Source organism: Hydrogenophaga sp. OTU3427 (assembly GCF_038440225.1).
Taxonomy (GTDB): Bacteria; Pseudomonadota; Gammaproteobacteria; order Burkholderiales; family Burkholderiaceae_C; genus Hydrogenophaga.
Genome location: NZ_JASATI010000005.1, coordinates 1 through 26,022 on the forward strand (window position 1 = coordinate 1; position 26,022 = coordinate 26,022).

Here is a 26,022-nt window from a genome sequence, read left to right on the forward strand (position 1 = left end):
TGCCGACACGGCCTTCCGTGCGGACCTGGATCATTTCTGGGGTGGTGGTCATGCGAGCTTCCGGTAAACAGTTCGTGGGAGGGTCGAAGAGAATCGACTATAGCGAGTCCGCGCGCTGCATTGCCGGCCGCCCAATCCGTAAAAAACCCAGGAGACTGCCCATGTCCGATCCATCGTCCGCCACCCAGGTGCTGCTTGAGCTTCGGGGCCCGGTGGCCTTGCTGACGCTCAACCGCCCGCAGGCACTGAACAGCTTCACCCGCGAGATGCACCACGACCTGTGGCGCGCGCTGGACCAGGTCGAGGCCGATCCGCAGGTGAGGGCGCTGGTCATCACCGGCGCCGGGCGGGGCTTTTGCGCGGGCGCTGATCTGGCCGCCTTTGATTTCACGCCCGGCCCCGGCCTGATCGAGCGGGCCGATCCCGGCCCCATCATCGAGCAGGCCTTCAACCCCACGGTGCGCCGCCTGCAGGCGCTGCGCATGCCCACCATCGCTGCGGTCAACGGCGTGGCGGCGGGCGCGGGCGCGTCGCTGGCCATGACCTGCGACATCGCGATCGCCACCGAGAGCGCGAGCTTCATCCAGGCCTTCAGCAAGATTGGCCTGATCCCGGACGCTGGAGGCACCTGGTTCCTGCCGCAGCGGCTGGGGCTGGCGCGGGCGATGGCGCTGGCCATGACCGGCGACAAGCTGCCCGCGCGCCAGGCCAGGGAATGGGGTCTGATCTGGGACGTGGCGGAGGGCGAGCCTCAGGCCTGTGTGGAGGCCGCGCTGGCGCTGGCGCAGCGATTGGCCACCATGCCCACGCGGGCGTTGGTGGCCACGCGCCAGATGTTGCGAGACAGCGCCAGCCGCAGCCTGGACCAGCAACTGGACGCCGAGCGCGACGTGCAGTCGGGCTTGGGCCGCACCCACGACTACTTCGAGGGCGTGGGGGCGTTCCTCGAAAAGCGCGCGCCGCGATTCAAGGGCGAGTGATCAGCCCAGCCAGGCCTTCCAACGCGCGCTGTCGTCCGGGGCGGTGGGCAGCGCGATCTTGAGGCTGCTGGCCGGTGCTGGCCACGTCAGCGGGCAACGCAGCAGGCGCTTGTCGCGTGCCAGCAGCGCGGTGAGCTGGCGCCGCGGGCCCAGGTAGAACACCACGTCGTCGAGCTTGTTCACGCGCCAGGCCTCGGGTGAGCCATCCGGTGCCACGGGGTCGAGCTCGATGCCCAGCCAGTCGTCGCCGGCGGCCAGGCCGGCGGCCGCGGCCACCGAGCCGTGCAGCACGGTCTTGATGGCGATGCCGCCCGTGCCCTCGCTCACGCGCAAGCCAAGGCGCTGGGCGATGGCGGCGGGCTCGTCGGTGGCCAGCAGGCCCATGGCCCGCAGCTTGTCGGGCAGGGGCAGTTCGGCCGTGCCGTGCACCCAGGCCGCGATCTCGGCGCCGAAGTCGCGCCCGCCCAGGCGGCGCAGCACCGCCAGCAGGTCGGCCTCCTTCATGGGGCCGCCGTCGCAGCGCTGCCACAGGGCGCGCATCACTTCGTCGAGGTTGCTGCGGCCTTCGGCGCGCAGGGTGAGGTCGATGCAGGCCGCCACCAGCGCACCCTTGGTGTAGTAGCTCACCGTGGCGTTGGCGGTGTTCTCCTGCACGCGGTAGTACTTGGTCCACGCCTCGAAGCTGGCCTGGGCCACGCTCTGCACCTCGCGCCCCGGCGTCTGCAGCACCTGGTTGGCGGTCTTGCCCAGCAGCTGCAGGTACACCGCCGGGGTGATGAGGCCGGCACGGCGCAGCAGCAGGTCGTCGTAGTAGCTGGTGAAACCTTCGAAGAACCAGAGCAGTTCGGTGTGGTTTTCGCGGTCGTAGTCGTAGCGCCTGAATTCGGCCGGGCGCAGGCGCTTGACGTTCCAGGTGTGGAAATACTCGTGGCTGATCAGGCCCAGCAGCGTGGTGTAGCCGTCGGTGGCCTTCAACGCCGGTTCGGTGTCGCTGGCCTTGGCGTCGGGGCCGGGCAGGCGCGGCAGGTCGGCCCGTTTGGCGATCAGCGCTGTGCTGTGGCGGTGCTCCAGGCCACCGTAGCCGTCGTCGGTGGCGTGCAGCATGAACACGTAGCGGTCGAAGGCCGGCTGGTCCTTGGCGCCGTGCCAGAAAGCCATCTGTGCCTCGACGATGCGGCGCGTGTCGCGCAGCAGGCGTTCGCCGTCGAACCAGGCGCCGACACCGCTGACCACAAAACGGTGGGGCACGCCGCGCACCTTGAAGCTGCCGCTCCAGAAGCGGCCCATCTCCACCGGGCTGTCGGCCAGTTCGTCGTAGTGGTCCGCGTGGTAGCTGCCAAAGCCGCTGCGTTTGGTCCGCAGAGGCCGCAGGCCGGTGGCCACCTGCCAGCCCTTGGTGTGGGCGTTCTCGGCCAGTTCCAGCGTGTGGGGTCGGTCTTCCTGACCCAGCACGCGCAGGCACAGGCTGGTCGGGTTGAAGAAGCCGCGCGAGGCGTCCAGCCAGGCGGTGCGCACCGAGGCGTCGAAGGCGTAGACCTCGGCCGTCACGGTCAGGGGGCCGTTGCCCAGGCGCTCGGCTTGCCAGGTGTTCTTGTCGAGCTGCCGCAGGGTCACTGGCTGGCCGTTCTGGCTGGCCTGCACGCGCAGCAGGTGTTGCGAGAACTCGCGCACCAGGTAGCTGCCCGGTATCCACACCGGCAGGGCCAGCCGCTGGCGGGCGGCGGGCCGGGCGACGGTGAGGGTGACCTCAAAACGGTGGCTGTGCGGGTCCAGCACCCGCACCCGGTGGTGCACGCCGGCTTCTTGGTGTGTGGTGGTCATGGAATGGTTCAGACAGCGCCCGCGGCCAGCAGGCAGCTCAGGGCGGCCACCGCCGACAGGCGAAAACGCAGCGTGAGCCAGCGGCCCACGCCGGCGGCGGGATAGAGGCGGCGGTCCACCGCGTAGCAGCCGATCAGGGCCAGCGCCAGCCACACCAGGCCGGCGTGGGGTGGCATCAGCACGCCCGGCCAGGCCAGCAGCGAGGCGACCACGCCCCAGCCCAGGTGCGGGCGCAAGGGGGGCTGGGCGGCCTGGGCCGGCTGCCGGAACGCCAGGCCCCAGTGGATGCCGCCCAAAAAGGACACGATCAGCGCCGCGTAGCTGGCCATGGCGATGGCGGCCCAGGGCTGCAGCTCGGGCTCGACCAGCCAGACCGTGGCGGCCAGCAGAACGAAGGGAACCAGGCCGGCGTGGCCCAGTCGCTGGATGAGGTTGTCGTCGGCGGACAAGGGCAGGGCGGCGGGGCGGTTCATCAGGGGGTGGCGGTTTTCTTGCCGTTCAGGCCTTGTTCGACGCGCTCCAGCGGCACGGCGCCGGCCACGCGCGTGCCGTCGGCGAAGATGGTGGTGGGGGTGCCGGTGATGCGGTTGGCCTGGCCAAAGGCGACGTTGCGTTGCACGGCGGCGGTGTCGCAGCTGGCCTCGGCCGGCAGCTTGCTGTTGACCATCCAGTCGACGAAGGTCTTGCCCTTGTCCTGCGCGCACCAGATGTGGGTGGACTTGGTCACCGAATCGGGTCCCAGGATGGGGAAAAGGAACACGTGCATGGTCACGTTGTCCAGTTTGTCCAGCTCTTTTTCGAAGCGCTTGCAGAAGCCGCAGTTCGGGTCTTCGAAGATGGCCATCTTGCGCTCGCCATTGCCTCGCACGATGGTGAAGGCGTCCTTCAGCGGCAGGCTGTCGAAGGCCACGGCGGTGAGCTTCTCGATCCGTGCCTCGGTCAGGTTCTGGCGCCCCTTGGTGTCGATCAGCTCGCCCTGGATCAGGTAGTTGCCGGCCCGGTCGGTGTAGAAGATTTCCGACTTGTTGACCCGCACCTCGTAGAGCCCTTCCATGGGGGTCTTGCTGACCTCGTCGATCTTGGGCAGGTTGGGCAGGCGCTCGACGAGGGCCTGGCGGATGGCGTCTTCCGGCGGCTGGCTGGTGGAGCAACCCACGGCCAGCAGGGCAGCGGCGAGGGCGGTGGCCAGGGTTTTCAGCGGTGTGTTCATGGTGTCGGGTCCGGTAGATCGGGGGTGGATGGGGTGTGTTCAGTGGCCCGTGCGCAGGTGGGCGGCGCGCGCGGCGCCGGTGGCCTGGGCGGTGACCCAGCGTTTGAGAGGGCCGCTGTGCTCAAAACGTTCCATGCCCCAGCGCCGCAGCGCCTGCAGGCGGCTGTCGGTGTGGGCAAACAGGCCGTACAGGCCATCGGTCACGGCGCCCATGGCCGCCACGTCGGCCTGGCGGGCCCGTTCATAGCGGCGCAGCAGGCGCAGGTCACCGGGCTCGCGCCAGTATTCGCGTTCGTGCATCACGCGGGCCAGTTCGGCGACATCGGCCAGGCCCACGTTCAGTCCCTGGCCGGCCAGCGGGTGCATGGCGTGGGCGGCATCACCCGCCAAGGCGATACCCGCGCCGTCCTGGCGCATCACCCAGCGCTTGGCATGCGACAGCTCCAGCGGCCAGCCGGCCGGAGCGCCTTCCAGGGCCATCTGGCCCAGGGCCGATCCGCCCGCGGCCCGCACCTTGGCGGCCAGGTTCTCGGGCGACAGCGCCAGCAGCTCCCGGGCGTGCGCGTGCTGCACCGACCACACCAGCGCCACCCGATGGCCATCCGCGCCGTCCATGGGCAGCCAGGCCATGATGTCGCCCTCGCTGAACCACTGGCGGGCCACGCCCTCATGGGGCAGCTCGCAGCGCAGGCGCGCGGCCACCGCGGTGTGGGGGTAGGGGCGGGTGTCGAATTCGAAACCGAAGGCCGCGCGGCTGCTGCTGCGCTTGCCTTCGCAGATCACCGTCAGCGCGGCGGGCGGGGCCTCGTCCAGCACCGTGATGCCGCCCTGGAAGCCCACCGCATCGGCCAGCCGCTGCTCCAGCGCGGGCACGTCCACGATCCAGGCCAGCGGTTCGCCCTGGCTGGCGGCGTCGAAGTGGACGCTGGCCGGGTGCTCGCGTTCGCCGATCAACATCGCGGTCACGGGGGTTGCCGCCGTGCCCTCGGGCCAGGCGCGCAGGCCTTCGAGCAGCGCGCGCGAGGCGGCGTTGAGCGCGTAGGCGCGGATGTCGTGGCGCCCGGGGGCGGGGGGCGTGTTGCGCACCAGGGCCACCCGCAGGCGCTCGCGCGCCAGCGTCAGGGCCAGCGCATGGGCGACCACGCCGCCGCCGCGCACACAGACATCGAACTTTTTGCTCATGGCTGGATTTTAGGGACTGGCCCGATCACCCGCCGGGCAGCGGGCACAATGCCGGGTTGCTCGAGACCTGAAGGATGCAATGAAGCGTTGGTGGAAGCGGGGCGTGGCCATGTTGGCCGCGTTGCTGTTGTTGGGCGCGCTGGCCGTGGGCGGCGCGGCTTGGCGCCTGTCGCGCCTGGACGCGGCGGATGCGTCGGTGCTGGCCGCGCGCTGGGGCGCGGAATTCGAACCCATGTGGCCGGCCCTGTGGCGCCAGCCCGGGGCGGGCCCGGACCGCGCCCAGGTACCGCCCGCCGCCGGGCTGCGCTGGGCGGGCACGCCCGGCTGGCGCCTGCTGCCGCGCCCGCAGCTGCGCTTGAATGATGTGCGCTGGCCGGTGGACACCCGGCTGGCCACCGAAGGCGAGCTGCGCATCCAGCAGCTGACCCTGGCGCTGGAATGGACCTCGCTGTGGGCCGGCGAGCCGCGCCTGCACCACGCGCTGGCCCAGGGCCTGTCGTTCAGTCACGCCAATGCCGACACCGGCCTGGCCAGCGAGTGGCAGGTGCAGCAGGTGGCACTGGGCGCCGCCGACGCCGGAGGCAGCCGCGCCATCGACGCCTCGCTGGACCTGGTGCTGCGCCCGCTGCAGCCCTCGCCAGTGGACGACGTGACCTGGCTCAAGGGCCGCTGGCGGGCGCGGGCCGCGTGGTTCCCCGCGCGTGCCGAGCGGCCCGCGCACTGGCGCCAGGTGCAATTGCAGTTCCAGGGCGAGCTGGCCGGCCAGCGGGTCGAGGACGCCCAGCTTCGGATCGCGCGCTGGCAGCACCAGCCCGCGCAGCAGGTCCTGGCCTGGGACGAGCTGCAGCTGCAGGCCCGGCTGGGCGAACGTGGCACGCTCGGCCGGCTGGACCTGCGCTGGCCGGCACTGCTGCTGGGCCCCGACGGGGCCAGCGGCACACCGGCCACCGGCGAGTGGTCGGCGCTGCAACCGTTCCCGCTCAAGCTGAGCCTGGACAGCGGCTTGCCGCGTGGCCGTTATGGCGCCGTGCACTGGCCGCTGTGGCGCGTGGCGCTGGCGGGTCAGCAAGGCACGCGGGCCGGTGGGCAGGTGCAGGCGGACCTGGCCTGGCTGGGCGTGGCCGAGGGCCTGCGCTGGGATGCCCTGGTGGGCCAGTTCAGCGTGCAACCCGCCGGGCAACCGGAGCGGCAGTGGAGCCTGCGCGGCCAGGCCCAATGGAATGCGCGCGTGGCCGCCTGGCACCTGGAAGGCCAGGCCCACGGCGGCGCGCCCGAACAGGCGGTCTGGGATGGGCCGTTTGCCACCCAGGGCGAGTGGCGCCGCTGGCCGCAGCCCCGGGTGGCGGCACAGCTGCAGTTGACGACCCTGCAACTGGACCGCTGGCAGGCCAGCCGCCCGGCCGACAAGCAGGCCGCCTGGTGGCTGGGCTGGCACCGCTGGCCCGGCAGCCTGGACCTGCGCGTGGGTTACCTCACCGGCCTGGGCTTGCGCCTGGGCAGCGTGGTGGCCCGGTTGGACAACGATGGCACGCGGGTCCGCATGCCGCAGTTCAAGGCCCGGCTGTGGGATGGCACGCTCACCGCGTCCGGCCAGTGGGCGCAGGCCGACGGCCGCTGGACCCTGGCCGCGCAACTGCAGGAGGCCGAGCTGGCGGCGTTGCGCGAGACCCTGGCCGCGCCAGCGCCACGTTCAGGCAAGTCCGAGCCCCTGGCCCAGGGGCGCTGGAGCGGCCAGCTGGCCCTGCAAGGCCAGGCGTGGGACACCGGCGCGTTGCGGGGCGACTGGTCCTGGGACGCGCGGGCGGGCCATTGGAGCGGCATCGACCTGGGCGCCGCCTGGCTGGCGCCGTCGGGCGCGTGGCGCGTGGCCGAGGCGGGCGAGCGCACCGAATGGCGCCGCCTGCGCGCGGCCGGCACCATCGCGGCCGGCCTGGCCCAAGGCGAGATGCAGCTGCAGGCGCCGACCTGGCGCGCCCAGGCCAACGGCGAGCTGGACCTGCGGCAGGCGGCCCTGGAGCTGAACTGGCAGGCCCAGCCGGCGCGGCGCAACCGGCCTGCCACACTGCGCATGTCGGGCCCCTGGCAGGCGCCGCGCACCCTGGTGCCCTGACGCCGCGCATCCCCCACAGACCGCCAACTCATCCCCCGGAGCTGACCCATGCTGTTGTCCCTGTCTCCCGCCTGGCCCGCCGAGGCCGACCAGCCCTTCCACATCGCCGAGCTGTGGGTCTACCCCGTCAAGTCCTGCGCCGGCGTGCGGGTGCCGCGCAGCACCCTGCTGCCCACCGGGCTGGAATGGGACCGCTGCTGGATGGTGGTCGACGAGGCGGGTGAGTTCGTCTCCCAGCGCGAACTGCCGCGCATGGCCCTGATCCAGCCGGCCTTCCAGCTGGGGCAACTGGTGCTGCGCGCCCCCGGCATGCTGGCCTTGCACCTGCAGCTGGACGGCGCCGAGGCCCCCTGCCGCGTGCGGGTGTGGGACGACGAACTCGACGCCTACGACATGGGTGATGTCGCCGCACAGTGGTTCAGCGACTTCCTGGCCTCGGGCAGGCCCACCGCGCCGGGACGCCTGCGCCTGGTGCGTTTCGATCCCGAGGTGCGCCGTCTGTCCAGCCTCAAGTGGACCGGCGGCGTCGAGGCGCCCAACCAGTTTGGCGACGGTTTTCCGTTGCTGCTGACCAGCACCGCCGCGCTGGATGACCTGAATCAGCGCCTGGCGGTGGCGGGCGCCTCGGCGGTGGACATGCGGCGCTTCCGGCCCAACATCGTGCTGGCCGGCGTGGAGGCCCACGACGAGGACCGCTTCAGCGACCTCTACCTGGTGGGGGCCGGCACGGCGCTGGTGCACCTGCAGCCGGTCAAGCCCTGCGCGCGCTGCAGCATCCCCGACGTCCACCCCGACACCGCCGCCACCGGTGGCGCCGTCGGCCAGGCACTGCGCGCCTACCGCGCCGATGCGCGGCTGGACGGTGCCCTCACCTTCGGCATGAACGCCATCGTGCGTGCCGGCGCCGAGAGCGAGCTGCACCAGGGCCAGGCGGGCGCGGCGGCCTGGGCCGGCTGGCGCTGACGCGATGGCGACCGCCCTTCTCCAGGTCGACCACGAACTGATCGCGCGCAAGGTGCGCGCCGACCGCCTGCACCTGCTGTTTCGCCAGTCCATGCTGGCCACCGTGGGCAGCTTCGTGGCGGCCTGCATCCTGGCCCACCTGCATTGGCCAGCGGGCGACCAGGGTTTCATCGGCCTGTGGCTGACGGTGCAGGGCGCCTGTTCCGTGCTGCGCCTGGCCATGTTCCTGGCCTATTTCCGTGCGACACCCGAGCGGCGCGGCTGGCCAGACTGGGAGCGCGTCTACTGGGCCACGCTGGTCCTGTCGGCCTCCGTCTGGGGCTTTGGCGCCCTGATGGTGATGTCGCCGGACAGCCTGCAGTCGCAGGTCACGACCCTGTTTTTTGCCACCGGCATGGCCGGCAGCGCGGTGTCCTCCTATTCGGCCTACCGCTCCATGACCCTGGTCGCCGCGGGCCTGGTGTTGCTGCCCACCTCCCTGTGGGTGCTGATGCAGCCGTTCGCCACGCAGCGCCTGCTGGCCCTGACGGCCCTGCTGTTTTCCTTTGCCGTGGTGCGGACCACCAAGGAGTTGTCCAACGCCTTGCAAAAGGCCCTGCGGCTGACACACGAGATGGATCTGGCGCACCGGGTGGCCTCGGTGGCGGCGCAGACGGACGAACTCACCGGCGTGCACAACCGGCGCGCCTTCTTCGAGCGCGCTGAACAGCTGCTGCGCTATTGCAGGCGCAACCAGCGCCCGCTGTGCGCCCTGGTCATGGACATCGACCATTTCAAGCGCATCAACGACACTCGGGGCCACCAGGCCGGTGACGAGGTGCTGCGAGGCCTGGGCCGGTTGTTGCTGGGCAGCTTCCGCGAGGCCGACGTGTGTGGCCGCCTGGGGGGCGAGGAGTTCGCGGTGCTGCTGGCCGACACCGGCCCGGAGGCCGCCGTGGTGGTGGCCGACAAGCTGCGTCAGGCCATCGAGGCCCTGGCGCTGGACGCAGGCGCCGGAGGGCATGTCACCGTCAGCGTGGGGGTGGCCGAGGCCCATTTCGACGCCGACGACCTGCGCGGCCTGCTGCACCGTGCGGACGCCGCGATGTACGCCGCCAAGGCGGGTGGGCGCAACCGCGTGGAGCGGCTGGCGGCCCCCTCATTACAATCGGGGCACTGATTCAGGCCCGCCAAGGGCGTCTGCCGAGCCTTCGGCGCGTCCGGGCCCTGAAGCGATCGAACCCACGCGGCCGCGCGGCCCGCGCGTTCCGGTGCCACCACGGCGCCTGCATGGGGTTCGATGGAGCCAATGATTTCAAAGGAATTTCCATGAGCCTCAAGTGCGGCATCGTCGGCCTGCCCAACGTCGGCAAGTCCACCCTTTTCAACGCCCTGACCAAGGCGGGCATCGCGGCGGAGAACTACCCCACAGGCTGGACTTTTTGAGAACTCCTTTGGCCTCAAGGTCTTCCGAGGGTTCGGGACTCTGACCTGGCAACAGCAGGACAAATGTTGCTTCACAGGGCCATCATAGGATGGCCTTTATTGTTTGTGGTGTCGGTGTGGACGGCTTTGTGCAGCTACTAAGAACCTGCTTGCGGCCATGAGCCGCCTTCTTATTCTCGGACCCGAACGGCTCTTGAAGGCTGATTCCAGACGTTCCAACTAGAGTCCTGAAGGTTCGCGCTCCCCACCAGCGGTCGTGCAATCAGCCAGTTGCTGGGCGGCACATCACGATGCGAATTTGAGTGCGTTGAACTTAGGTTGATGCTCGCCTCTCAATTGGAGGCAGTGGCGGCCGGTTGAGAAAACGACAGCGCCACAAAATCCACAAAGGCCCGCACCCGGGCGGCCATCTGATGGCGTTGCGGGTAGACAGCGTAGACGTCTGCGTCGGGTGTGAAGCACTGGGGCAGCACCTGCACCAGGCGCCCGCTTTGGAGGTAGCGCTGGATGTCCCATTCGGCCCGCATCAGGATGCCGTGTCCATCCAGAGCCCAGTGGACCGCAATCTCGCCATCGTTGGTCGTGAGGTTGCCCCGGGTCTTGACCGCTTCGGTCACCGCCTGCCTGCCACGGCCGTGCGTGAGCCGCCAAGTGCCGTAAGCCTCTTCACCTTGGCGGATGCCGATGCAGTTGTGCCGCGTCAGCTCGTGCGGCGTGCGCGGTGTGCCGTGCTTCTTCAGATAGGCCGGTGAGGCGCATAGGAGGCGCCGATTTGGCGCGATGTGGCGGGCGATCACTCGCGCATCAGGTGGTGCGCCAAAGCGGATGCAGACATCGAAGGCGTCGTCGGTGAGCGGCGGCGGGTTGACTGACAGCTGCAACTGCACGTCCACGCCGGTGTGCTGACGCACGAAGCGCGAAATCAGCGGCGCGATGTGGGTGCGCCCGAAGCCCAGCGTGGCGTTGACGCGCAGCAGGCCCTGCGGGCTGGACTTGGAAGCACCCAGCAGCTCGCCCAGGTCCTGAATCTCGCCCAAGATGCGGCGCGCGTGGGCTATATACAGCTCGCCTTCGGGAGTGAGGCCCATGCGCCGTGTGGTGCGGTTGACCAGGCCAACACCTAACCGCGCCTCCATCTGCGCCAGGCGCCGACTCACCGCCGGGGTGGTGATGCCCAGCTCGCGCGCAGCGGCGCTCAGGCTGCCCGCGCTGGCCAGCGTGGAGAAAAAGCCGAGATCGGCGGCCTGAATGCCCTGGTCCATAGCAGTCTCTGATTGTTGCGTTGAAGTTAATTATGGATTCAGTTTTTGAGCGATTGATCGGATGGTCTAAAAACTACAGTCCATCTCGTCAGCACACATCACCCACGACTGGAGACAAAACATGACCCATTCACTGCCCCGCCGCACGATGCTTGCGGCATCCTCCATCGCCTTGTTCGCCGCGCTGGCGTCTGGCGGTGTCCTTGCTCAAGCCTTTCCCGCTAAGCCCATTAGCCTGGTAGTTCCCTTCCCACCTGGTGGCACCACCGACGTGCTGGCGCGTGCGCTGGCCGAACGCTTAGCACCGGCGCTGGGGCAGCCCGTAATTGTTGAAAACAAGCCCGGCGCGGGTGCCACCATCGGCGCCGACTACGTGGCCAAGGCCAAGGCAGACGGCCACGTGTTGTTGGTGGGCGCGGTTCACCACACCATCGCCAGCAGTGTCTTCAAAAAGCTGCCGTACGACTTCCAGAAAGACCTCGCACCCATCACCACCATCGCCCTGGTGCCCAACGTGCTGGTCGTCAATGCCAACACGCCTGCCAAGAATGTGAATGAGCTAGTGGCCCTGCTCAAGGCCAAGCCTGACCAAGCCAGCTACGGTTCCAACGGCAATGGCACGGCCCAACACCTGATCGGCACCCAGTTCCAGGGCATGACAGGCACCAAGGTCGCCCACATTCCTTACAAAGGCAGCGGCCCGCTGGCGACCGACCTGCTGGGCGGCCAGATCCTGATGAGTTTCGACACCATCACCCCGGTGCTGCCCCACATCAAGGCCGGCAAGCTGCGCCCGCTGGCGGTGACCACGGCCAGCCGTTCCAGTGCCCTGCCCGAGGTGCCCACCCTCAGCGAAGCCGGCCTGAGCGGTTTCAACATCGGAACCTGGTTCGGTGTGCTGGCCCCCACGGCCACGCCCAAGGAAGTGTTGACCCGCCTGAACACCGAAATGGTCAAGATCATCAAGTCGCCCGAGTTCGTCAAACGGATGGACGACATCGGCGCCCAGCCAGTGGGCAACAAAGCCGAGGAAATGGCCCGCCAGATCAAGGACGAAACCGAGAAGTTTGCCGCGCTCGTGAAGGCCGGCAACGTCACGGTTGAATGAAACCAACCACCTCTACACAGGAGCCCACCGTGGACAAAGCTACCGCCGTCGCCGATCTGACCGATCTGCTGGCGAAATTCACCTCGCACATCGGCAAGCGCCTGCCCACCGATGTAACCCAGAAGCTCGGCGAACTGCGCGAGAAGGAAGTCAACTTCCTTGCCAAGGAGGTCTACGAGTCGATGCGCGCCAATCAGGAGGCGGCTGACAAACTCGACCGCCCCAGTTGTCAGGACACCGGGGTGATCCAGTACTTCCTGCAAGCGGGCGCCAATTTCCCGCTGCTGGGCGAACTGGAGGAAATTCTCCAGGGCGCCACTGCCGGCGCCACCCGCATGGGTCCGCTGCGCCACAACGCGGTCGAGACTTTCGAGGAGAAAAACACCGGCACTAACACCGGCAGCAAGATTCCCTGGCTGGACTGGGAAATCGTGCCGAACGACGACAGCGTGACCATCGACGTCTACATGGCCGGCGGCGGTTGCACGCTGCCGGGCAAAGCCACTGTGCTGATGCCGGGTCAGGGCTACGAAGGTGTCGCCGAGTTCGTGTTCGATGTAATCACATCGCGTGGCGTCAATGCCTGTCCGCCCCTCCTGGTGGGTGTGGGGGTGTCCACTTCGGCCGAAACGGCGGCTCGCCTGTCCAAAAAAGCCATCCTGCGCCCTGTGACGGCGCGCAACGCCAACGAAAAAGCGGCGCTGATGGAAGACCTTCTGACCGAGGGCCTCAACGAACTGGGCCTGGGGCCGCAGGGCCTGACCGGCAACAACAGCGTAATGGGCGTGAACATCGAATCGTCTGCTCGTCACCCTTCCACCATCGGTGTGGCGGTGTCCACCGGCTGCTGGGCGCACCGTCGTGGCCGCATCAAGATCAACGCCGACCTGACCCACGAAGTCATTTCTCACCAGGGTTTTCAAGCATGAAAAAAATCCTCACCACCCCCATCAAGGACGAAGACCTGGAGGCGCTGAATATTGGCGACGTGGTCTACCTCACCGGCACGCTGGTGACCTGCCGAGACGTGGCCCACCGCCGCCTGATCGAACAGGGCCGCGAGCTGCCGGTGCAGCTCAAGGGCGGGGCCATCTTCCACGCCGGTCCCATCGTGCGTCAGAAAGACGACGGTGAATACGAGATGGTGTCCATCGGCCCCACCACCAGCATGCGCATGGAGAAGTTCGAGAAAGCCTTCATTGAGCAAACTGGCGTCAAGCTGATCGTTGGCAAGGGTGGCATGGGTCCAGAGACGCAGCAGGGCTGCTTGGAAAACAAGGCGGTACACGCCATCTTCCCCGGTGGCTGTGCGGTGCTGGCGGCCACACAGGTGGAGAAAATCGAGGCCGCGGAATGGACCGACCTGGGCATGCCCGAAACTCTGTGGGTCAACCGCGTGAAGGAGTTCGGTCCGCTGATCATCTCCATCGACACCAAGGGCAATAACCTGATCGAGGAAAACAAGGCAGTCTTCAACGAGAAGAAGAAGCCCATCCTCGAACGGATCAACCAGCAAGTGCGCTTTATTAAGTGATCTGACGCGGCGCGGTCTTTTCCATGTAGTTTTTCAACCGCAGTGCATGCACTGCGGTTGAGCTAAAGGTAACAGGCGTCGGATCCGATGACTCCAAAGTGCCGGATACCGTGAAATCGCCTGTCGGCTTTGGGTGACAGACATCGCTGCACTGCCGACGGTGGGCCTTATAACCTGAGCGGCTTTTCAGGGTAGTGAGTAGCTGGTTAGATGGCGGCTGCGGCAAATCGCTGGACTTGCGCGTATGACCAGGCGCCACCCATCGGGGTCTTGATGCCCAAGTCGTTCAAGCGCGCAACCATTGCTCGGCGCGTCAGGCCCTTGGCCACGAACCCTGCCAGCACGGGTTGAAGACGCTCCCGGAACGCTTGGGCCTCAAGCTTGCGCTCTTCGTTCTGACGACGAAGGTTAGCCGGTCCAGTGACGCCCAACACCACGCCCCGGGCCTTCGCCGCCGCCAGCGCCACCTTGGTGCGCTCGCTGATCTGATCGCGTTCCCATTCGCTCATGACTGCGTGCATCTGGATCATGACCTTGTTGGCGTGCGGCATGTCGGCCGCGACGAAGTCCACCCCAGTCTCGATCAACCCGGATACGAAGTGGACATTGCGAGCCAGGCGGTCCAGCTTGGCGATCAGCAGGGTGGCGCCGGTCTTGCGGCAGCGCTCAAGCGCCAGGCGCAGTTGTGGGCGTTTATCGAGCGCGTTACTACCCTTGCCTGTCTCGACCTCCACGAGCTCTTCCAGGGCCGTTCTGGAGCCTTCTGAGAGGTATGCCGCCACCGCACTGCGCTGGGCCTCCAGGCCAAGCCCGGATGCACCCTGACGCTGGGTGCTGACACGAAGGTAGACGATGAACCGCTGTGCCATGAGAGACCTCCTGGGTGGATACATGACAGGACGAACGTCCTGTGTGTATCCAAAGCCTAAGTGGTGGCCCGGGCGGCGTGAAGGCTGGTGTTGCATCGCCGAGGATCTTTGCTTGAAGACGCTGGCGACTGTCATCGGCGTGGTAGGCCGGGCGCTGGGCGATCGCGTGGACCTTGCACCCCTTATGCCGATCTGCGCGCAAAGCTGGCCCTTGGTGCCGTTTTTCCTGAATTTTCCGAAAAGTGCTTATGGGGCCAAAGATACAAAAAAGTGCTTATATGTACTTTTGATGTTGACCCTGAGAGAATTCATCTGTTCACGCAGCGCGAGCTGACGGTCTGGAAGGTAGGAGGGCGAAACCAACGGCGAGCCAGGCCCGGAACACAAGCACCGCAAGACGGAACTCAAGGCGGTGGGGGCGGGAGCTAACGGCTTGCAGAACCCTAGAGTGGCAGGAGTACCTTTCCTGATAAGTCTGTGCCGTGGCCAGGTATGAATCGCACCGAAGGTTAGAACGTGTGCGGCCCCCTCGATGTACGGATGTGCATTTTCGAGATTGGCTCTCAGCTCGAAGCTCCCTTTTTCAAGGGTTCTTGGGGGAGCTTTGACCCTCTCTCCCGGATATCCCAGAAAAGACAAAAGAAGTACAAGAAGAACAAGGAAAAATGAGATGAATTGGTTTGAAGAACTGAGCTTGAACCTGGACGTGATTTTCACCAGGATCAAGGCGCGTGAAGATGCAGCAGCCCGGCAGCGGGGTGGGGACGGTCAGCCAGATGGCAGTCAAGGGGTTCACACCGGGCCGGGGATGAAGGCCGCAGCAGTACAGAAATGCGCTGCTGGTGAACTTTGAGGTTGTGCTGATGGGGCGCAAGACATCGATATCCCGTGAGGTGGTCATCGACGTGTTCAAGAGGTTGATGGCTGCCGTGGAGGATCCCGCCTCTTTGGACATGACAGGGCTGTGTGATGGCGTTGACAGTGAGCTCCCGGATGTGGATGTGCTGCTCGACAGCCTGCTGCCCATGCCGGAACTCGCAGACGAACCAAGCCCGGCTACCGTAGCGGTGCCCGAGTACGTGACGGGCACCAAACATGTGTCGATCCGAATTCCGAACCGGGTCGTCAATGCGTTCAAGGCCGAAGCGATCAAGGCGGGCAAGAACTATCAGACCTTGATGAACCGAGTCCTGGCAGATGCCACAGAGAAGTTCGCCCTATAAGCGAATGGGCGTGGTGTGGGGCTTGTTGTGATCAAACAAGTGGCGGTCTTGTGCATGTGCATACACCCGGCTGGCCAGTTATCTCTCCAGGTCTCGCCGTACCTCCATCTGGATGCGCGTTAGTGCGTCGTGGACATCCACCACCCCCAGGCTGACATAGTGCCGATGCAGCACATCGGCCTTGGGAGGGGTGTGGTTCAGGATGCGCCTTAGTGTCGCGTCACCGACCCCCAGCCTTTCACCGACAGTTGCCACCAGCTTGCGCAGGTCGTGCAGCATGAACTTTGGGCCGCCAGCCCGTGCCACCATCTTCGACAGGTGCCCGGCAGCAACCCCAGCGAAGAGCTCACCGTCTGGCTCCAGGCCGGTGCATCGGCGTTCCAGTACCTGCCGCATCGCCCCGGTGATGGGCAGGGAGTGGGGCTTGCCATTCTTGGTCGTAGGAACGCTCAGAACGCCCGTGGTGAGGTCAATTTGCTCGCGACGTAGCTCCCTGGCTTCATCGCGCCTCAAGCCCGTGTAGAGCACCAGATACAGGTAGTCGCGTTGGACCGCGCCGAGCTTGTCTACGGCAGCCCTCCAGGCCGGTAAATCCGACTCCTGCAGCACCCGGGCGCGGGGCTGGGCGCGGTCAGGCAGCAAGCCCACAGCGGCCAGCTTGGTGAAGGGGGAGGCGAGGGCTGTTCCGTGCAGCGCGTTCACGTACCTGATCAGCGCACCCACCACGCCGCGCGCCAGCTCCACGAGGGCCGCGCCCTTGGTCTGGGCAAAGGCATGGCAGTGCTCGATGAACTCCGGCAGACCCAGGTCTGCCACCGGCCGATCAAGCCAGTCACCGAAGTGTGTGCGAAACAGGGACTCATAGCGCTTCTGGCTCGCCGGCTTGATCCCCTTGTCGGTGCAGTAGGCCAGATATGCAGCCCGAAGCGTGGGCAGTGCCACGGGGGCCGACGGTCGGGCAGGGCGCTCGCCGCGTCGGCACTGTGCCAGCACCTCCATGGCCTGGGCGCGGGCCTCTTCAACGGTCATGAGCGGCCAATAGCCCAGGTTCATGCGGAACTGCTTGCCGCCAACGCTGGTGGCGACCCTGAAGGTGCGCTTGCGCGCGTTCATGCGCACGCAAAAACCAGAAAGCATCCTGTCGCGCAGCAGTCGCCCGTCGGCGACCGTGCTGTGGCGCAGCAAAGATTCGGTGATCAGTACAATTGGCACCAGTTTCCCCTTGGCAAAACGAGGACAAAAGTCCCGGAAGGGCGAGCGCCTTTGCGCGCTGTCGCCACCATGTCGGCCCGTGTGCTGCGCGCGCGGATCGGGCACCTCCACCACGCCGGTGTTGGGCTCGATGGTGCGGAGGGGGTTGATTTCAAAGGAAATTCCATGAGTCTCAAGTGCGGCATCGTTGGTTTGCCCAACGTCGGCAAATCCACCCTGTTCAACGCCCTGACCAAGGCGGGCATCGCGGCCGAGAACTACCCCTTCTGCACCATCGAGCCCAACACCGGCGTGGTCGAGGTGCCAGACCCGCGCCTGGCGCAACTGTCCGCCATCGTCGAGCCCGAGCGTGTGGTGCCGGCCATCGTCGAGTTTGTCGACATCGCCGGCCTGGTGGCCGGTGCCAGCACCGGTGAAGGCCTGGGCAACAAGTTCCTGGCCCACATCCGCGAGACCGACGCCACCGTCAACGTGGTGCGTTGTTTCGAGGACCCCAACGTCATCCACGTGGCCGGCAAGGTCGACCCCATCGCCGACATCGAGGTCATCCTGACCGAGCTGTGCCTGGCCGACCTGGCCGCCGTCGAGAAGGCGGTCCACCGCGTCAGCAAGGTGGCGCGGGCCGGCGACAAGGAAGCGATCAAGCAGCTCGCCATCCTGGAGAAATGCCAGGTCGCGCTCAACAACACGCAACCGGTGCGCACCATCGACTTCAGCAAGGAAGAATTGGCCCAGCTCAAGCAGTTCTTCCTGATCACCGCCAAGCCCACCATGTTCGTGGCCAACGTGGCCGAGGACGGCTTCGAGAACAACCCGCTGCTGGACCGCCTGACCGAATTCGCCAAGGCACAGAACGCGCCGGTGGTGGCCATCTGCGCCAAGATCGAGGCCGAGCTGTCCGAGATGGACGACGCCGACCGGCTGGAGTTTCTGCAGGAGCTGGGCCAGGAAGAGCCCGGCCTGAACCGTCTGATCCGCGCCGCCTACAAGCTACTGGGCCTGCAGACCTACTTCACCGCCGGTGTCAAGGAAGTGCGCGCCTGGACCATCCACGTGGGCGACACCGGCCCGCAGGCCGCCGGTGTGATCCACACCGATTTCGAGAAGGGCTATATCCGCGCCCAGACCATCTCTTTTGACGACTACATCGCCTACAAGGGCGAGCAGGGCGCCAAGGACGCGGGCAAGATGCGCGCCGAAGGCAAGGACTACGTCGTCAAGGACGGCGACGTGATGAACTTCCTGTTCAGTTCCTGAGTGCGCGGGCGCATCAGACGCCCCGTTCCACGCGTGTTCGCAGACGGCCCCTCGGGGCCGTTTTTTGTGCCCGCGCCGCGCCCGACCAGCTCGTTACATGCGCTACATCACAGACACCCACGTAACAGCCATTCCCCTGCAGACTGGAGCCCTCTTCAACTGAAACGGAGTCACACCGATGTCCAAGTTTTCCCTGCGTACCCTTCCCGTTGCGATGCTGATGACCACGGCCATGTCCTGGGGCCTTCCGCTGCATGCTGCCGATCTCGATGTGGGCGTGAGCGCCAAGCCGAAATTCAGCACCGGCCCCGGAAACGCCGCCGCTGCCACCGACGCGAATGTGCGGGCCAACGTGCAGAAGGGCGCGAGCGCCAACGCCCAGAAGGGCGCCCAGCACGACAACAAGGGTCGCAGCGCCGATGCCTTGTCGGCCGTCACCGAGGGCAAGGCGCAAGAGGGCGCCGGCTCGGTGGGGGCGACGGTCCGTGAGGCGGTGTCCGTCGATGGCCAGGCCCGGGCACCGGGCCGCACCGGCAGCAATTGATCATCGTCTCGTCGCCGTCGTCCGCGATGGACTGAGCGGCGGCATGTGTTGAGGTCAGGCCCCAGGGGGAGGCGGGGCCTGCACCGATCACCGGGCCTGCGTGGGGCACATCCGCTGCGCGCAGGCCGCCATTTCCTCCCCACCCCGCTTTTTCCTCGCCACGACGCACCCTTCAGGTGCTGGTTTCGTCGGCGCCCAGCAGGATGCGGCTCAGCATCTGTGCCATCTCTTCGTTGAAGCCGACGCCGTGGGCCAGCCTCACGTTGATGACAAAACCGTCGAAAGCCATCAGCAGCACGCCAGCCATGTGCCCGGCCTCGCGGCTGGACATGTCCAGGAACTCGGCCAGCCAGCTGGACACGCGTCCCTGAAACAGCTCCCGCAGCAGCGGGTTGTATTCGTCGCGCGGCGTGCTGGCCAGGGCCTGGATGACATTGCTGGAGAAACCGTTGTCGTCGCGCGGGATGTCTCGCCACAAGGCCAGCAGCAACTTCTCCAGCCGCGCGCGCCGGCTGCGCGTGCGAGCGAGCGAGCGGTCGAGCTGGTCCAGCCGCTGCTGGATCCAGGGCGCGTAGAGCGTGAAAAGAATCTCCAGCTTGGAGCCGAAGTACACGTAGACATTGGCCGTCGAGATGCCCGCCGCGCGCGCGATCGTGGGCAGCGAGGTGTCGTTGTAGCCCTTGTCCCGAAAAAGCTCGAAAGAGGCGGCCAGGATGGCGTCTCGAACTTCTTCCTTCTTGATTTGTGCCATGCGTTTGGGGTTTCGTTCTGCGCTGGCGTGAGCTTACCAAAGTTGTGGTGATCAGCAGCGTCTTTTGTTCGGTTTTGATGGTGAAACCGACGGCGTGCTCATCTTAATTTTCAGCAAAAATCAGCATTCTTATACGTGTAAACCCTTGTTTTATGAGTCTCAATCCGAGCCAATGGTTTAAGTGTGAATAAATTTTCAAAAAAGAATGCCATTCTCTATTGACACCCAAAAACGCGACCCATAACATGCCATCCAACGCGACAGTGACGTCGATCAACCATGGAGTAGCAATGCAGTCAGCCATCCGCACCCCCGAAGTCAATCCGGCCAAACTCATGGGCCTGTACAAGAAGCAGTTCGAGCTGTGCAAGCTGGCGCCGGGGCAGACCGTGGCCATCGTGAGCGACATCGGCACGCGCCGCGAGTACATCCAGGCGGCCTTCGCCGCCGCCGATGCTTTGGGCATCGACATCTACGAGATGTGCGTCAACACCATCCCGGGCTGGACCAAGGTGGGCGTGCCCACGATTGGTCAATGCAAGGGCACGATGGAGGCCCTGATGGCCTGTGACATGGTGTTGATCTTCCACGTGCCGCTGTTCTCGAAGTGGCTCAAGGAAGTCATGAACCACGGCGTGCGTGTACAGATGATCATCGACGCGCCCGACGAACTGGAGCAGCTGCAGTCGCCCCCGGGCCTCAAGGAGGCCGTGCTGCATGCCCATCGCCTGTATGAAAAAACGCGCCAGGTGCGGGTCACCAGCGCGGCCGGCACCGATCTGGTCTACGAGTGCGGTGAATACCCGGTGATGAGCCAGTACGGCATGGCCGACGAACCCGGCCGCTTCGACCACTGGGGTGTGGGCCTGCTGCACACCTTCCCGAACGAAGGCAGCGCGCGTGGCCGCGTGGTGATCGCGCCGGGCGACATCATCATCCTGCCTTACTGCCGCTATGTGCAGGACGCCATCGAGCTGGACATCGAAGGCGGCCACATCACTTCCATCCGGGGCGGCCTGGAGGCCAAGCTGATGCGCGACTGGCTGGCCGAGGGCAAGACCAGTGAGGACGACCGCGACCCCGTCGCCATTTCGCACCTGGGCTGGGGCCTGAACCCGCAGGCCCGTTGGGACTCGATCGCCCTCTACGGCGACAGCCCCGAACGCAACCGCGCCGCCTCGCGCAGCTTCCCCGGCAATTTTCTGTTCTCCACCGGCCCCAACAGCCAGGGTGGCGGCAAACGCGTGACGCGCGGCCACTATGACGTGCCCATGCGCGATTGCACCATCGCGCTCGATGGCAACGTGGTGGTGAAGGATGGCCGCGTGGTCGATCCGAAGATGGTCGTCCCCCGCGTCGCGCGTTAACCAGCGAGAAGACCCCATGCAGATCGAAGGACAGTTCGAGGTCGCGGCGCCGCCCCAGGCGCTGATGGTGCACTTGCTCGATGCCAGTCTGATGGCCTCGTGCCTGCCCGGTTGCGAGACGCTGGAGCGCCTCGCCGACGACCAGTACCGCGCGGTGGTGGTCATCGCCATGGCCGGCATCAAGGCCCAGTTTGACCTCCGCGTGGAGATCACCCGGCGCGACGAGCACAACATCTGGTCGCTCACCAAGGGCGAGGAGGGCGGGCGGGCGAGTTCGCTGCAATCCGAGAGCGTGGTCACCCTGACGCCGGTCGGCACCGCCACCCTCGTGAGCTACAAGTCCGAGGTCAACATCACCGGGCGCCTGGGGCGTTTTGCCCTGGGCATGATGAAGAAGAAGGCCCAGAGCATGGGCGACGAGTTCGCGGAGAACTTGCGCGCCCGTCTCGAAGCGCTGCAGGCCGATGCCGCCACGGCCGCGGTCGAGCCGGCAGCCGCGCCCGCACAGGCCCCCGTGCAAGCCCCCGCGCCGCGGACCGTCGAGGCCAGCCTGCCGTGGTGGCGGCGCCTGTGGCTGGCGCTCACCGGCGCATCGGCACGTTCCTCCTGAAGAGGCCTTATGGACACCCACCCAACCTTGTTCAGGCCGCGCAGCGTGGCGGAGGCCGTCGAGCTGCTGGCCCGCCATCCCGAGGCCAAGCCCATCTCGGGCGGCGCCACGCTGGTGGCGATGATCAACGCACGCGTCATCGCGCCCGAGCAGCTGGTCAGCCTGGCGGGCATTCCGGAACTCAAGGGCATCACCGAATTGGCGGATGGCCGCATCCGCATCGGCGGCTTCACCCGCCACCGCGAGACCGCGGAAAGCCGGCTCACGACCGGCACCCGCCGCCTGGTGTCGCACGCGGCGTCTCAGATCGCCAACGCCACGGTGCGCAACATGGGCACCATCGGTGGCTCCATTTCATTCGCCGACCCCGGCCTGGACTACCCGCCCGCGCTGGTGGCGGTGGGCGCCGAGGTGCACATCGCCGGCGCGGCCGGCGAGCGGTCGGTCCCGGCGAAGGACTTTTTTGTCGACTGGTACACCACCGCGCTGGCGCCGGGCGAGATCGTGACGGCGGTGGTCCTGCCGGCATCCCATGCGACCGGCCACGGCCTCTACCTCAAGCACGCCCGCGTGGTGGGCGATTACGCCACGGCCTCGGTGGCTGTCTGCGCCAGTGCCAGTGGCACCTGGCGTGTCGCCATCGGTGGCTGCGGCCCCACGCCCCTGTCGCATGCCGATGTCGACCAGGCACTGGGCGCCGCCCGGGACGAGGCGAGCCTGGTCCGCGCGGCCGCGCTGTTGGTCGAACTGGCGGACCCGCTGGACGACGTGAGGGGGACCGCCGACTACCGGCGCCGGTTGATTCCACGCATGTTGGTGTCGGCCGTTCGACAACTCGACGATGAGATGGGAGGTGCGCAGTGAATCGGATCATGGAAACCGACGGCGGCTGGCCGGTGCAGTTGAACGTCAATGGCGTCGCGCAGCGCGCCGTGGCACCGCTGACCGGGACCTTGCTCAGCACCTTGCGCGAGGATCTGTGCCTGACCGCCGCCAAACGCGGTTGCAACCAGGGCGTGTGTGGCGCCTGCACCGTGCTGATCGACGGCAGGACCGCGCGGGCCTGCCTGACCCTGTCGCAGAACGCAGAGGACAGAGCCATCCAGACGCTGGAAGGCCTGCGCGGAGACCCGGTGATGCAGGCGCTGCAGGCCGCCTTCGCCTCGGGCGGAGCTTTCCAGTGTGGCTTCTGCACGCCCGGCATGCTGATCAGCGCCTATGCACTGTTGAAGCACAACCCCCGCCCCACCGAGGCCGATGTGCGGGGCCACTTGTCCGGCAACCTCTGCCGCTGCACCGGCTACGTCAGCATCATCGCCGCCGTCGACGCGGCCGCACAGGCACTCAGCGGCCAGGAGAAGTTCGCATGACGACCGCATCTGTCCCGTCCCTGATGACCGTTGGGCGTTCGGTGCCCCAGCTGGAGGCCGCCGAGAAGCTGGACGGCTCCGCCCAGTACATCGCCGACCTGAGTCGTCCGGGCATGCTGCATGGCGCCTTGCTGCAGAGCCCGCACCCCCACGCGCGCATCCTTGGCTACGAACTGAGCGAGGCCCTGGCCTTGCCCGGCGTGCGGGCCATCGTCACCGGCGACGACATCGACGCGGCCCACCGCATGGGCGCCTTCGTCAAGGACGAGCCGGCGATGGCCAAGGGCAAGGTGCGCTACGTGGGCGAAATCGTGGCCGCCGTGGCGGCCGACACGGAGGCCATCGCGCGCCGCGCGGCCCAGCTGATCCGGGTGGACTACGAGGACCTGCCCGCCGTGGTCGACCCCATCGAGGCGCTGAAGCCCCACAGCCCTGCGGTTCACGAGCACTCGCACGACTACGAAACGGTCTTCGAATCCGGCACGCACCACAACACCTGCGCCCGCACCGAACTGGGCCAGGGCGACGCCGCGCAAGCCTGGGCCCAGTGCGACGTGGTGGTCGAGGGCGTGTTCCAGACCCAGGCCCAGGCCCACCTGTCGATCGAGCCGTGTGGCGCGCTCGCCGAAGTGGACGCCAGCGGCCGCGTGAGCCTGTGGTCGGCCAACCAGTCGGTGTTCCGCGTCCAGGCCAGCGTGTGCGAGACGCTGGGTTTGCCGATGTCGCGCGTGCGTTGCCTCACGCCGCGCATTGGCGCCGGTTTCGGCAACAAGATGGAGGCGCATGTGCAGCCCGTCACCGTGCTGCTGGCGATGAAGAGCAAGCGCCCCGTGCGCCTCATCATGAGCCGCGAGGAAGACTTCGAGTCGGTGCGCGCCCGCCATCCCTTCCACATCCGCATGAAGACCGGCGCCACCCGTGACGGCAGGCTGCTGGCGCGCGAGGTGGAGCTGGTGCTGGACGGCGGCGCCTACGGCGACGACAGCCCGGGTGTGCTGGGGTATGCCCTGCTCATGAACTGTGGCCCCTACCGCATTCCCAACGTCCATGCGCACGGCCGCGTGGCCTACACCAACAAGATGCGTTTTGGCGCCATGCGCGGCTTTGGCGTGCCCCAGGTCACCTTCGCCAGCGAGCAGCAGATCGACGAGATCGCGGAACGCCTGGGGCTGGACCCGGCGCAGATGCGCGCCGGCAATGCCTTGGGACCGAACGACGTCTGGTTCGGCGGCCAGGCGCTGACCTCCAACGGGCTCGCCGAGTGCATGGAGACGGTGGTGCGCGAGTCCGGCTGGGCCCGGAAGCGTGAGCCGGCGCGCAGCGCCAAGGGCAAGCGCCGGGGCGTGGGCATGGCCACCGCCGGGCACATCAGCGGCCTGCTGTCATCGGGTGCCATCGTGCGCCTGCTGGAGGACGGCACCGCCATCCTGAACACCGGCGCGGTCGACATCGGCCAGGGCTCCAACACGGTGCTGCTCCAGATGTGCGCCGAGGCCCTGAAGTTGCCCCTGGACAAGGTGGCCATCGCCAGCCCGGACACCGACGGCTCGCCCTACAACTGGGGCACCACCGCCAGCCGCGTGACGTACGTCACCGGCACCTCGGTGGTGGCCGCCGCACAGGACATCGTGGCCCAGGCCAAGGTCCACGCGGCCGAGATGCTGGGCGCCCCGCTGGATCAACTCGAGCTGCGCGACGGCGGCCACATCGGCGTGGTCGGTCAGCCGGGGCGGCAGGTCAGCCTGGCGGCGGTGTCGGGGCGCGCCCACTGGGCCGTGGGCGGCCCGCTGATCGGCAAACACAGCTGGGTCTTCGATCAGCCGACCCTGGACCCCAAGCGCAGCGTCGCCGTGGGCCTGCCTTTCCCCCGCATTGGCGTGTTCTGCTTCGGCGCGCTGGTGGTCGAGGTGGAAGTGGACGAGGCCACTGGCAAGGTCAAGGTCATCGGGGCCTGGTCGGCCTGCGACGTTGGCAAGGCCATCAACCCCCAGATGGTCAAGGGCCAGATCGACGGCGCGTTCGTGCAGGGCATGGGCTACGCGCTGACCGAGGAGATGGTGTGGGATGGCGCGCGCCTGGCCAACCCCAGCCTGATGGACTACAAGATCCCGACCTTCGCGGAACTGCCCGCCACGCTGCGCGCCTACATCGTCGAATCCGGCGACGGCACAGGGCCCTTTGGCGCCAAGAGCGTGGGCGAGATCGGCATCAACACGGTGGCCGCGGCCATCGCGAACGCGGTCTCCCATGCGCTGGGCGGCGCGCGCATCCGGCGCCTGCCGCTGAGCGCCGAACGCGTGCTGGACGCCCACCTGGGCCTGCCGTCCACCGAACCCGCGTGGGGTTGAACATGCGACTCGACCACTACCCCGCGCAGGAGCCCCTGTCGCCCGTGGGCGCGGCCTATGCCGCGCAGTGCCTGGCGCGCGGCGAGGGCGTGCTGGCGCGCTGCCACGGTGAAACCTTTGCCTATGGGCCGGACCCGTACCAGACGCTGACGGTGTTTCCCGCGCCGGGCACGCCACGGGGCGTGCTGGTCTTCCTGCACGGCGGCGGCTGGACCAGCGGCTACAAGGAGTGGATGTACTTCATGGCGCCGTCCCTGCTGGCGCAGGGCATCACCCTGGTGTGTCCCGGCTACCGGCTGGCGCCCGGTCATGTGTTTCCGACGGGCCTGGACGATGCCGCGGACGCGCTGGCCTGGGTGCACGACAACATGCACCGCCTCGGCACCCCCCCCGGGCGCCTGTTCGTGGGCGGGCATTCCGCCGGCGGGCATTTGGCGGCCCTGCTGGCCGTGACCCAGGGCTGGCGCGCCAGGCGTCACCTGCCGCTGGGCCTGGTGGCGGGCTGCCTGCCGGTCTCCGGCGTGTACCGGTTCGGCGCCGGCAGCGGTCTGAGCGCGCGGCCGCGTTTTCTCGGCGAAGCGGCCGACAACGAGCTCCACGCCTCGCCGGCCCTGCTCATCGATGCCGCGGTGACGCCCCCCTTTTTCATGGCGCACGGCGAGCGGGATTTTGACCACCTGATCGCGCAGGCCATCGACATGGAGGACCTGCTCCAGCGCCACGGCGTGCCGGTGCAGCGGCAGGTGCTCGCGGATTGTGACCACTTCGGTGCCAGCCTGGCCTGTGGTGAGCACGGTGAGCGTGGCTGGCCCGCCCGGGCCGCCCAGTGGATGCGCCAGACCGGCGCCAAGTGACACGCAATTGACCAACCCATGG

The 26,022-nt window shown here is 67.3% G+C and carries 26 protein-coding genes and 1 pseudogene; 19 read left to right on the forward strand and 8 right to left on the reverse strand.

Annotation, left to right across the window (positions count from 1 at the left end):
• Positions 1 to 161: 161 nt before the first annotated feature.
• Positions 162 to 980, forward strand: coding sequence for an enoyl-CoA hydratase-related protein (locus AAHB17_RS04290; protein ID WP_342129261.1), 819 nt, complete (start codon positions 162 to 164; stop codon positions 978 to 980).
• Here AAHB17_RS04290 and AAHB17_RS04295 read toward each other — a convergent pair whose 3' ends face one another.
• Genes AAHB17_RS04295 through AAHB17_RS04310 form a run of 4 tightly spaced genes read right to left on the reverse strand, consistent with a single transcriptional unit; the run spans position 981 to position 5,193 of the window.
• The gene (locus AAHB17_RS04295) at positions 981 to 2,801 is read right to left on the reverse strand and encodes a M61 family metallopeptidase (protein WP_342129262.1); all 1,821 of its coding nucleotides are present in this window, start codon (positions 2,799 to 2,801) and stop codon (positions 981 to 983) included. It abuts the gene before it with no gap.
• A gap of 8 nt (positions 2,802 to 2,809) precedes the next feature.
• Positions 2,810 to 3,274 carry a DUF3429 domain-containing protein gene (locus AAHB17_RS04300; protein WP_342129263.1) on the reverse strand — a complete coding sequence of 155 codons (465 nt, stop codon included), beginning with the start codon at positions 3,272 to 3,274 and terminating at the stop codon, positions 2,810 to 2,812.
• Positions 3,274 to 4,011: a DsbC family protein gene (locus tag AAHB17_RS04305; RefSeq protein WP_342129264.1), complete on the reverse strand. Its 738-nt coding sequence runs from the start codon at positions 4,009 to 4,011 to the stop codon at positions 3,274 to 3,276. The genes AAHB17_RS04300 and AAHB17_RS04305 overlap by 1 nt, the downstream gene beginning before the upstream one ends.
• Before the next feature lie 39 nt (positions 4,012 to 4,050).
• Positions 4,051 to 5,193, reverse strand: coding sequence for an FAD-dependent monooxygenase (locus tag AAHB17_RS04310; RefSeq protein WP_342129265.1), 1,143 nt, complete (start codon positions 5,191 to 5,193; stop codon positions 4,051 to 4,053).
• Between the two features lie 79 nt (positions 5,194 to 5,272).
• Between AAHB17_RS04310 and AAHB17_RS04315 the strand changes: the two genes are divergently transcribed.
• The 4 genes and pseudogenes from AAHB17_RS04315 to AAHB17_RS04330 all read left to right on the forward strand — a co-directional run.
• Positions 5,273 to 7,303: an AsmA-like C-terminal region-containing protein gene (locus tag AAHB17_RS04315; RefSeq protein WP_342129266.1), complete on the forward strand. Its 2,031-nt coding sequence runs from the start codon at positions 5,273 to 5,275 to the stop codon at positions 7,301 to 7,303.
• Positions 7,304 to 7,351: 48 nt separating this feature from the next.
• A complete protein-coding gene (locus AAHB17_RS04320) occupies positions 7,352 to 8,266 on the forward strand; it encodes an MOSC domain-containing protein (RefSeq protein ID WP_342129267.1) in 915 nt (304 codons plus the stop codon).
• A 4-nt stretch (positions 8,267 to 8,270) separates the two neighbouring features.
• Positions 8,271 to 9,425 (forward strand): GGDEF domain-containing protein, encoded by a 1,155-nt coding sequence (locus AAHB17_RS04325; protein ID WP_342129268.1) that lies wholly within the window; start codon positions 8,271 to 8,273, stop codon positions 9,423 to 9,425.
• Positions 9,426 to 9,574: 149 nt separating this feature from the next.
• Positions 9,575 to 9,673: pseudogene (locus AAHB17_RS04330) on the forward strand (GTPase); the annotation flags it as partial.
• 350 nt (positions 9,674 to 10,023) lie between these two features.
• Here AAHB17_RS04330 and AAHB17_RS04335 read toward each other — a convergent pair.
• On the reverse strand, positions 10,024 to 10,953 hold the full coding sequence (locus tag AAHB17_RS04335) for a LysR family transcriptional regulator (protein WP_342129269.1): 930 nt from the start codon (positions 10,951 to 10,953) through the stop codon (positions 10,024 to 10,026).
• A 121-nt stretch (positions 10,954 to 11,074) separates the two neighbouring features.
• Between AAHB17_RS04335 and AAHB17_RS04340 the strand changes: the two genes are divergently transcribed.
• The 3 genes from AAHB17_RS04340 to ttdB are packed head-to-tail and all read left to right on the forward strand — an operon-like array spanning position 11,075 to position 13,595.
• The gene (locus AAHB17_RS04340; protein ID WP_342129270.1) at positions 11,075 to 12,061 is read left to right on the forward strand and encodes a Bug family tripartite tricarboxylate transporter substrate binding protein; all 987 of its coding nucleotides are present in this window, start codon (positions 11,075 to 11,077) and stop codon (positions 12,059 to 12,061) included.
• Between the two features lie 29 nt (positions 12,062 to 12,090).
• A complete protein-coding gene (ttdA, locus tag AAHB17_RS04345; RefSeq protein WP_252658593.1) occupies positions 12,091 to 12,990 on the forward strand; it encodes a L(+)-tartrate dehydratase subunit alpha in 900 nt (299 codons plus the stop codon).
• Positions 12,987 to 13,595: a L(+)-tartrate dehydratase subunit beta gene (ttdB, locus tag AAHB17_RS04350; RefSeq protein WP_342129271.1), complete on the forward strand. Its 609-nt coding sequence runs from the start codon at positions 12,987 to 12,989 to the stop codon at positions 13,593 to 13,595. The genes ttdA and ttdB overlap by 4 nt, the downstream gene beginning before the upstream one ends.
• Before the next feature lie 206 nt (positions 13,596 to 13,801).
• On the opposite strand, the gene AAHB17_RS04355 is transcribed toward ttdB, so the two are convergent.
• On the reverse strand, positions 13,802 to 14,464 hold the full coding sequence (locus AAHB17_RS04355) for a recombinase family protein (protein WP_342129272.1): 663 nt from the start codon (positions 14,462 to 14,464) through the stop codon (positions 13,802 to 13,804).
• Positions 14,465 to 14,576: 112 nt separating this feature from the next.
• Between AAHB17_RS04355 and AAHB17_RS04360 the strand changes: the two genes are divergently transcribed.
• The 3 genes from AAHB17_RS04360 to AAHB17_RS04370 all read left to right on the forward strand — a co-directional run bounded on the left by AAHB17_RS04360 (position 14,577) and on the right by AAHB17_RS04370 (position 15,687).
• Entirely contained in the window at positions 14,577 to 14,798 is a 222-nt protein-coding gene (locus AAHB17_RS04360) for a hypothetical protein (protein WP_342129273.1), read from the forward strand.
• A 336-nt stretch (positions 14,799 to 15,134) separates the two neighbouring features.
• Positions 15,135 to 15,317, forward strand: a complete 183-nt coding sequence (locus tag AAHB17_RS04365; RefSeq protein WP_342129274.1) for a hypothetical protein — start codon at positions 15,135 to 15,137, stop codon at positions 15,315 to 15,317.
• Positions 15,307 to 15,687, forward strand: a complete 381-nt coding sequence (locus tag AAHB17_RS04370; RefSeq protein ID WP_342129275.1) for a BrnA antitoxin family protein — start codon at positions 15,307 to 15,309, stop codon at positions 15,685 to 15,687. The genes AAHB17_RS04365 and AAHB17_RS04370 overlap by 11 nt, the downstream gene beginning before the upstream one ends.
• A gap of 78 nt (positions 15,688 to 15,765) precedes the next feature.
• Here the strand turns inward: AAHB17_RS04370 and AAHB17_RS04375 are convergent, their stop codons facing one another.
• Entirely contained in the window at positions 15,766 to 17,013 is a 1,248-nt protein-coding gene (locus AAHB17_RS04375) for a tyrosine-type recombinase/integrase (protein ID WP_342129276.1), read from the reverse strand.
• A 51-nt stretch (positions 17,014 to 17,064) separates the two neighbouring features.
• Between AAHB17_RS04375 and ychF the strand changes: the two genes are divergently transcribed.
• Positions 17,065 to 18,156, forward strand: coding sequence for a redox-regulated ATPase YchF (gene ychF, locus AAHB17_RS04380; protein ID WP_342129277.1), 1,092 nt, complete (start codon positions 17,065 to 17,067; stop codon positions 18,154 to 18,156).
• Positions 18,157 to 18,334: 178 nt separating this feature from the next.
• Positions 18,335 to 18,700: a hypothetical protein gene (locus tag AAHB17_RS04385; protein WP_342129278.1), complete on the forward strand. Its 366-nt coding sequence runs from the start codon at positions 18,335 to 18,337 to the stop codon at positions 18,698 to 18,700.
• Between the two features lie 172 nt (positions 18,701 to 18,872).
• Here AAHB17_RS04385 and AAHB17_RS04390 read toward each other — a convergent pair whose 3' ends face one another.
• Complete coding sequence (locus AAHB17_RS04390; RefSeq protein WP_342129279.1) at positions 18,873 to 19,451, reverse strand: TetR/AcrR family transcriptional regulator; 579 nt, start codon at positions 19,449 to 19,451, stop codon at positions 18,873 to 18,875.
• A 290-nt stretch (positions 19,452 to 19,741) separates the two neighbouring features.
• Here AAHB17_RS04390 and AAHB17_RS04395 point away from each other — a divergent pair, with 290 nt between their 5' ends.
• From AAHB17_RS04395 to AAHB17_RS04420, 6 genes are read left to right on the forward strand one after another with little or no spacing between them, the layout of a single operon-like run.
• Positions 19,742 to 20,818 carry a hypothetical protein gene (locus AAHB17_RS04395; RefSeq protein WP_342129280.1) on the forward strand — a complete coding sequence of 359 codons (1,077 nt, stop codon included), beginning with the start codon at positions 19,742 to 19,744 and terminating at the stop codon, positions 20,816 to 20,818.
• 16 nt (positions 20,819 to 20,834) lie between these two features.
• Positions 20,835 to 21,428, forward strand: a complete 594-nt coding sequence (locus AAHB17_RS04400; RefSeq protein ID WP_342129281.1) for a CoxG family protein — start codon at positions 20,835 to 20,837, stop codon at positions 21,426 to 21,428.
• A 9-nt stretch (positions 21,429 to 21,437) separates the two neighbouring features.
• Positions 21,438 to 22,292 (forward strand): FAD binding domain-containing protein, encoded by an 855-nt coding sequence (locus tag AAHB17_RS04405; RefSeq protein WP_342129282.1) that lies wholly within the window; start codon positions 21,438 to 21,440, stop codon positions 22,290 to 22,292.
• A gap of 8 nt (positions 22,293 to 22,300) precedes the next feature.
• Positions 22,301 to 22,798 (forward strand): (2Fe-2S)-binding protein, encoded by a 498-nt coding sequence (locus tag AAHB17_RS04410; RefSeq protein ID WP_342129283.1) that lies wholly within the window; start codon positions 22,301 to 22,303, stop codon positions 22,796 to 22,798.
• On the forward strand, positions 22,795 to 25,146 hold the full coding sequence (locus AAHB17_RS04415) for a xanthine dehydrogenase family protein molybdopterin-binding subunit (RefSeq protein ID WP_342129284.1): 2,352 nt from the start codon (positions 22,795 to 22,797) through the stop codon (positions 25,144 to 25,146). Before AAHB17_RS04410 ends, AAHB17_RS04415 begins: the two co-directional genes overlap by 4 nt.
• Positions 25,147 to 25,148: 2 nt before the next feature.
• Positions 25,149 to 26,000: an alpha/beta hydrolase gene (locus AAHB17_RS04420; RefSeq protein WP_342129285.1), complete on the forward strand. Its 852-nt coding sequence runs from the start codon at positions 25,149 to 25,151 to the stop codon at positions 25,998 to 26,000.
• Positions 26,001 to 26,022: the final 22 nt, after the last annotated feature.

Bases quoted from the DNA above. Each gene is read 5' to 3' on its own strand.
- AAHB17_RS04290 (WP_342129261.1), top strand. From the start codon at position 162: ATGTCCGATCCATCGTCCGCCACCCAGGTGCTGCTTGAGCTTCGGGGC.
- AAHB17_RS04295 (WP_342129262.1), bottom strand. From the start codon at position 2,801: ATGACCACCACACACCAAGAAGCCGGCGTGCACCACCGGGTGCGGGTG.
- AAHB17_RS04300 (WP_342129263.1), bottom strand. From the start codon at position 3,274: ATGAACCGCCCCGCCGCCCTGCCCTTGTCCGCCGACGACAACCTCATC.
- AAHB17_RS04305 (WP_342129264.1), bottom strand. From the start codon at position 4,011: ATGAACACACCGCTGAAAACCCTGGCCACCGCCCTCGCCGCTGCCCTG.
- AAHB17_RS04310 (WP_342129265.1), bottom strand. From the start codon at position 5,193: ATGAGCAAAAAGTTCGATGTCTGTGTGCGCGGCGGCGGCGTGGTCGCC.
- AAHB17_RS04315 (WP_342129266.1), top strand. From the start codon at position 5,273: ATGAAGCGTTGGTGGAAGCGGGGCGTGGCCATGTTGGCCGCGTTGCTG.
- AAHB17_RS04320 (WP_342129267.1), top strand. From the start codon at position 7,352: ATGCTGTTGTCCCTGTCTCCCGCCTGGCCCGCCGAGGCCGACCAGCCC.
- AAHB17_RS04325 (WP_342129268.1), top strand. From the start codon at position 8,271: ATGGCGACCGCCCTTCTCCAGGTCGACCACGAACTGATCGCGCGCAAG.
- AAHB17_RS04335 (WP_342129269.1), bottom strand. From the start codon at position 10,953: ATGGACCAGGGCATTCAGGCCGCCGATCTCGGCTTTTTCTCCACGCTG.
- AAHB17_RS04340 (WP_342129270.1), top strand. From the start codon at position 11,075: ATGACCCATTCACTGCCCCGCCGCACGATGCTTGCGGCATCCTCCATC.
- ttdB (WP_342129271.1), top strand. From the start codon at position 12,987: ATGAAAAAAATCCTCACCACCCCCATCAAGGACGAAGACCTGGAGGCG.
- AAHB17_RS04355 (WP_342129272.1), bottom strand. From the start codon at position 14,464: ATGGCACAGCGGTTCATCGTCTACCTTCGTGTCAGCACCCAGCGTCAG.
- AAHB17_RS04365 (WP_342129274.1), top strand. From the start codon at position 15,135: ATGAATTGGTTTGAAGAACTGAGCTTGAACCTGGACGTGATTTTCACC.
- ychF (WP_342129277.1), top strand. From the start codon at position 17,065: ATGAGTCTCAAGTGCGGCATCGTTGGTTTGCCCAACGTCGGCAAATCC.
- AAHB17_RS04385 (WP_342129278.1), top strand. From the start codon at position 18,335: ATGTCCAAGTTTTCCCTGCGTACCCTTCCCGTTGCGATGCTGATGACC.
- AAHB17_RS04390 (WP_342129279.1), bottom strand. From the start codon at position 19,451: ATGGCACAAATCAAGAAGGAAGAAGTTCGAGACGCCATCCTGGCCGCC.
- AAHB17_RS04395 (WP_342129280.1), top strand. From the start codon at position 19,742: ATGCAGTCAGCCATCCGCACCCCCGAAGTCAATCCGGCCAAACTCATG.
- AAHB17_RS04400 (WP_342129281.1), top strand. From the start codon at position 20,835: ATGCAGATCGAAGGACAGTTCGAGGTCGCGGCGCCGCCCCAGGCGCTG.
- AAHB17_RS04405 (WP_342129282.1), top strand. From the start codon at position 21,438: ATGGACACCCACCCAACCTTGTTCAGGCCGCGCAGCGTGGCGGAGGCC.
- AAHB17_RS04410 (WP_342129283.1), top strand. From the start codon at position 22,301: ATGGAAACCGACGGCGGCTGGCCGGTGCAGTTGAACGTCAATGGCGTC.
- AAHB17_RS04415 (WP_342129284.1), top strand. From the start codon at position 22,795: ATGACGACCGCATCTGTCCCGTCCCTGATGACCGTTGGGCGTTCGGTG.
- AAHB17_RS04420 (WP_342129285.1), top strand. From the start codon at position 25,149: ATGCGACTCGACCACTACCCCGCGCAGGAGCCCCTGTCGCCCGTGGGC.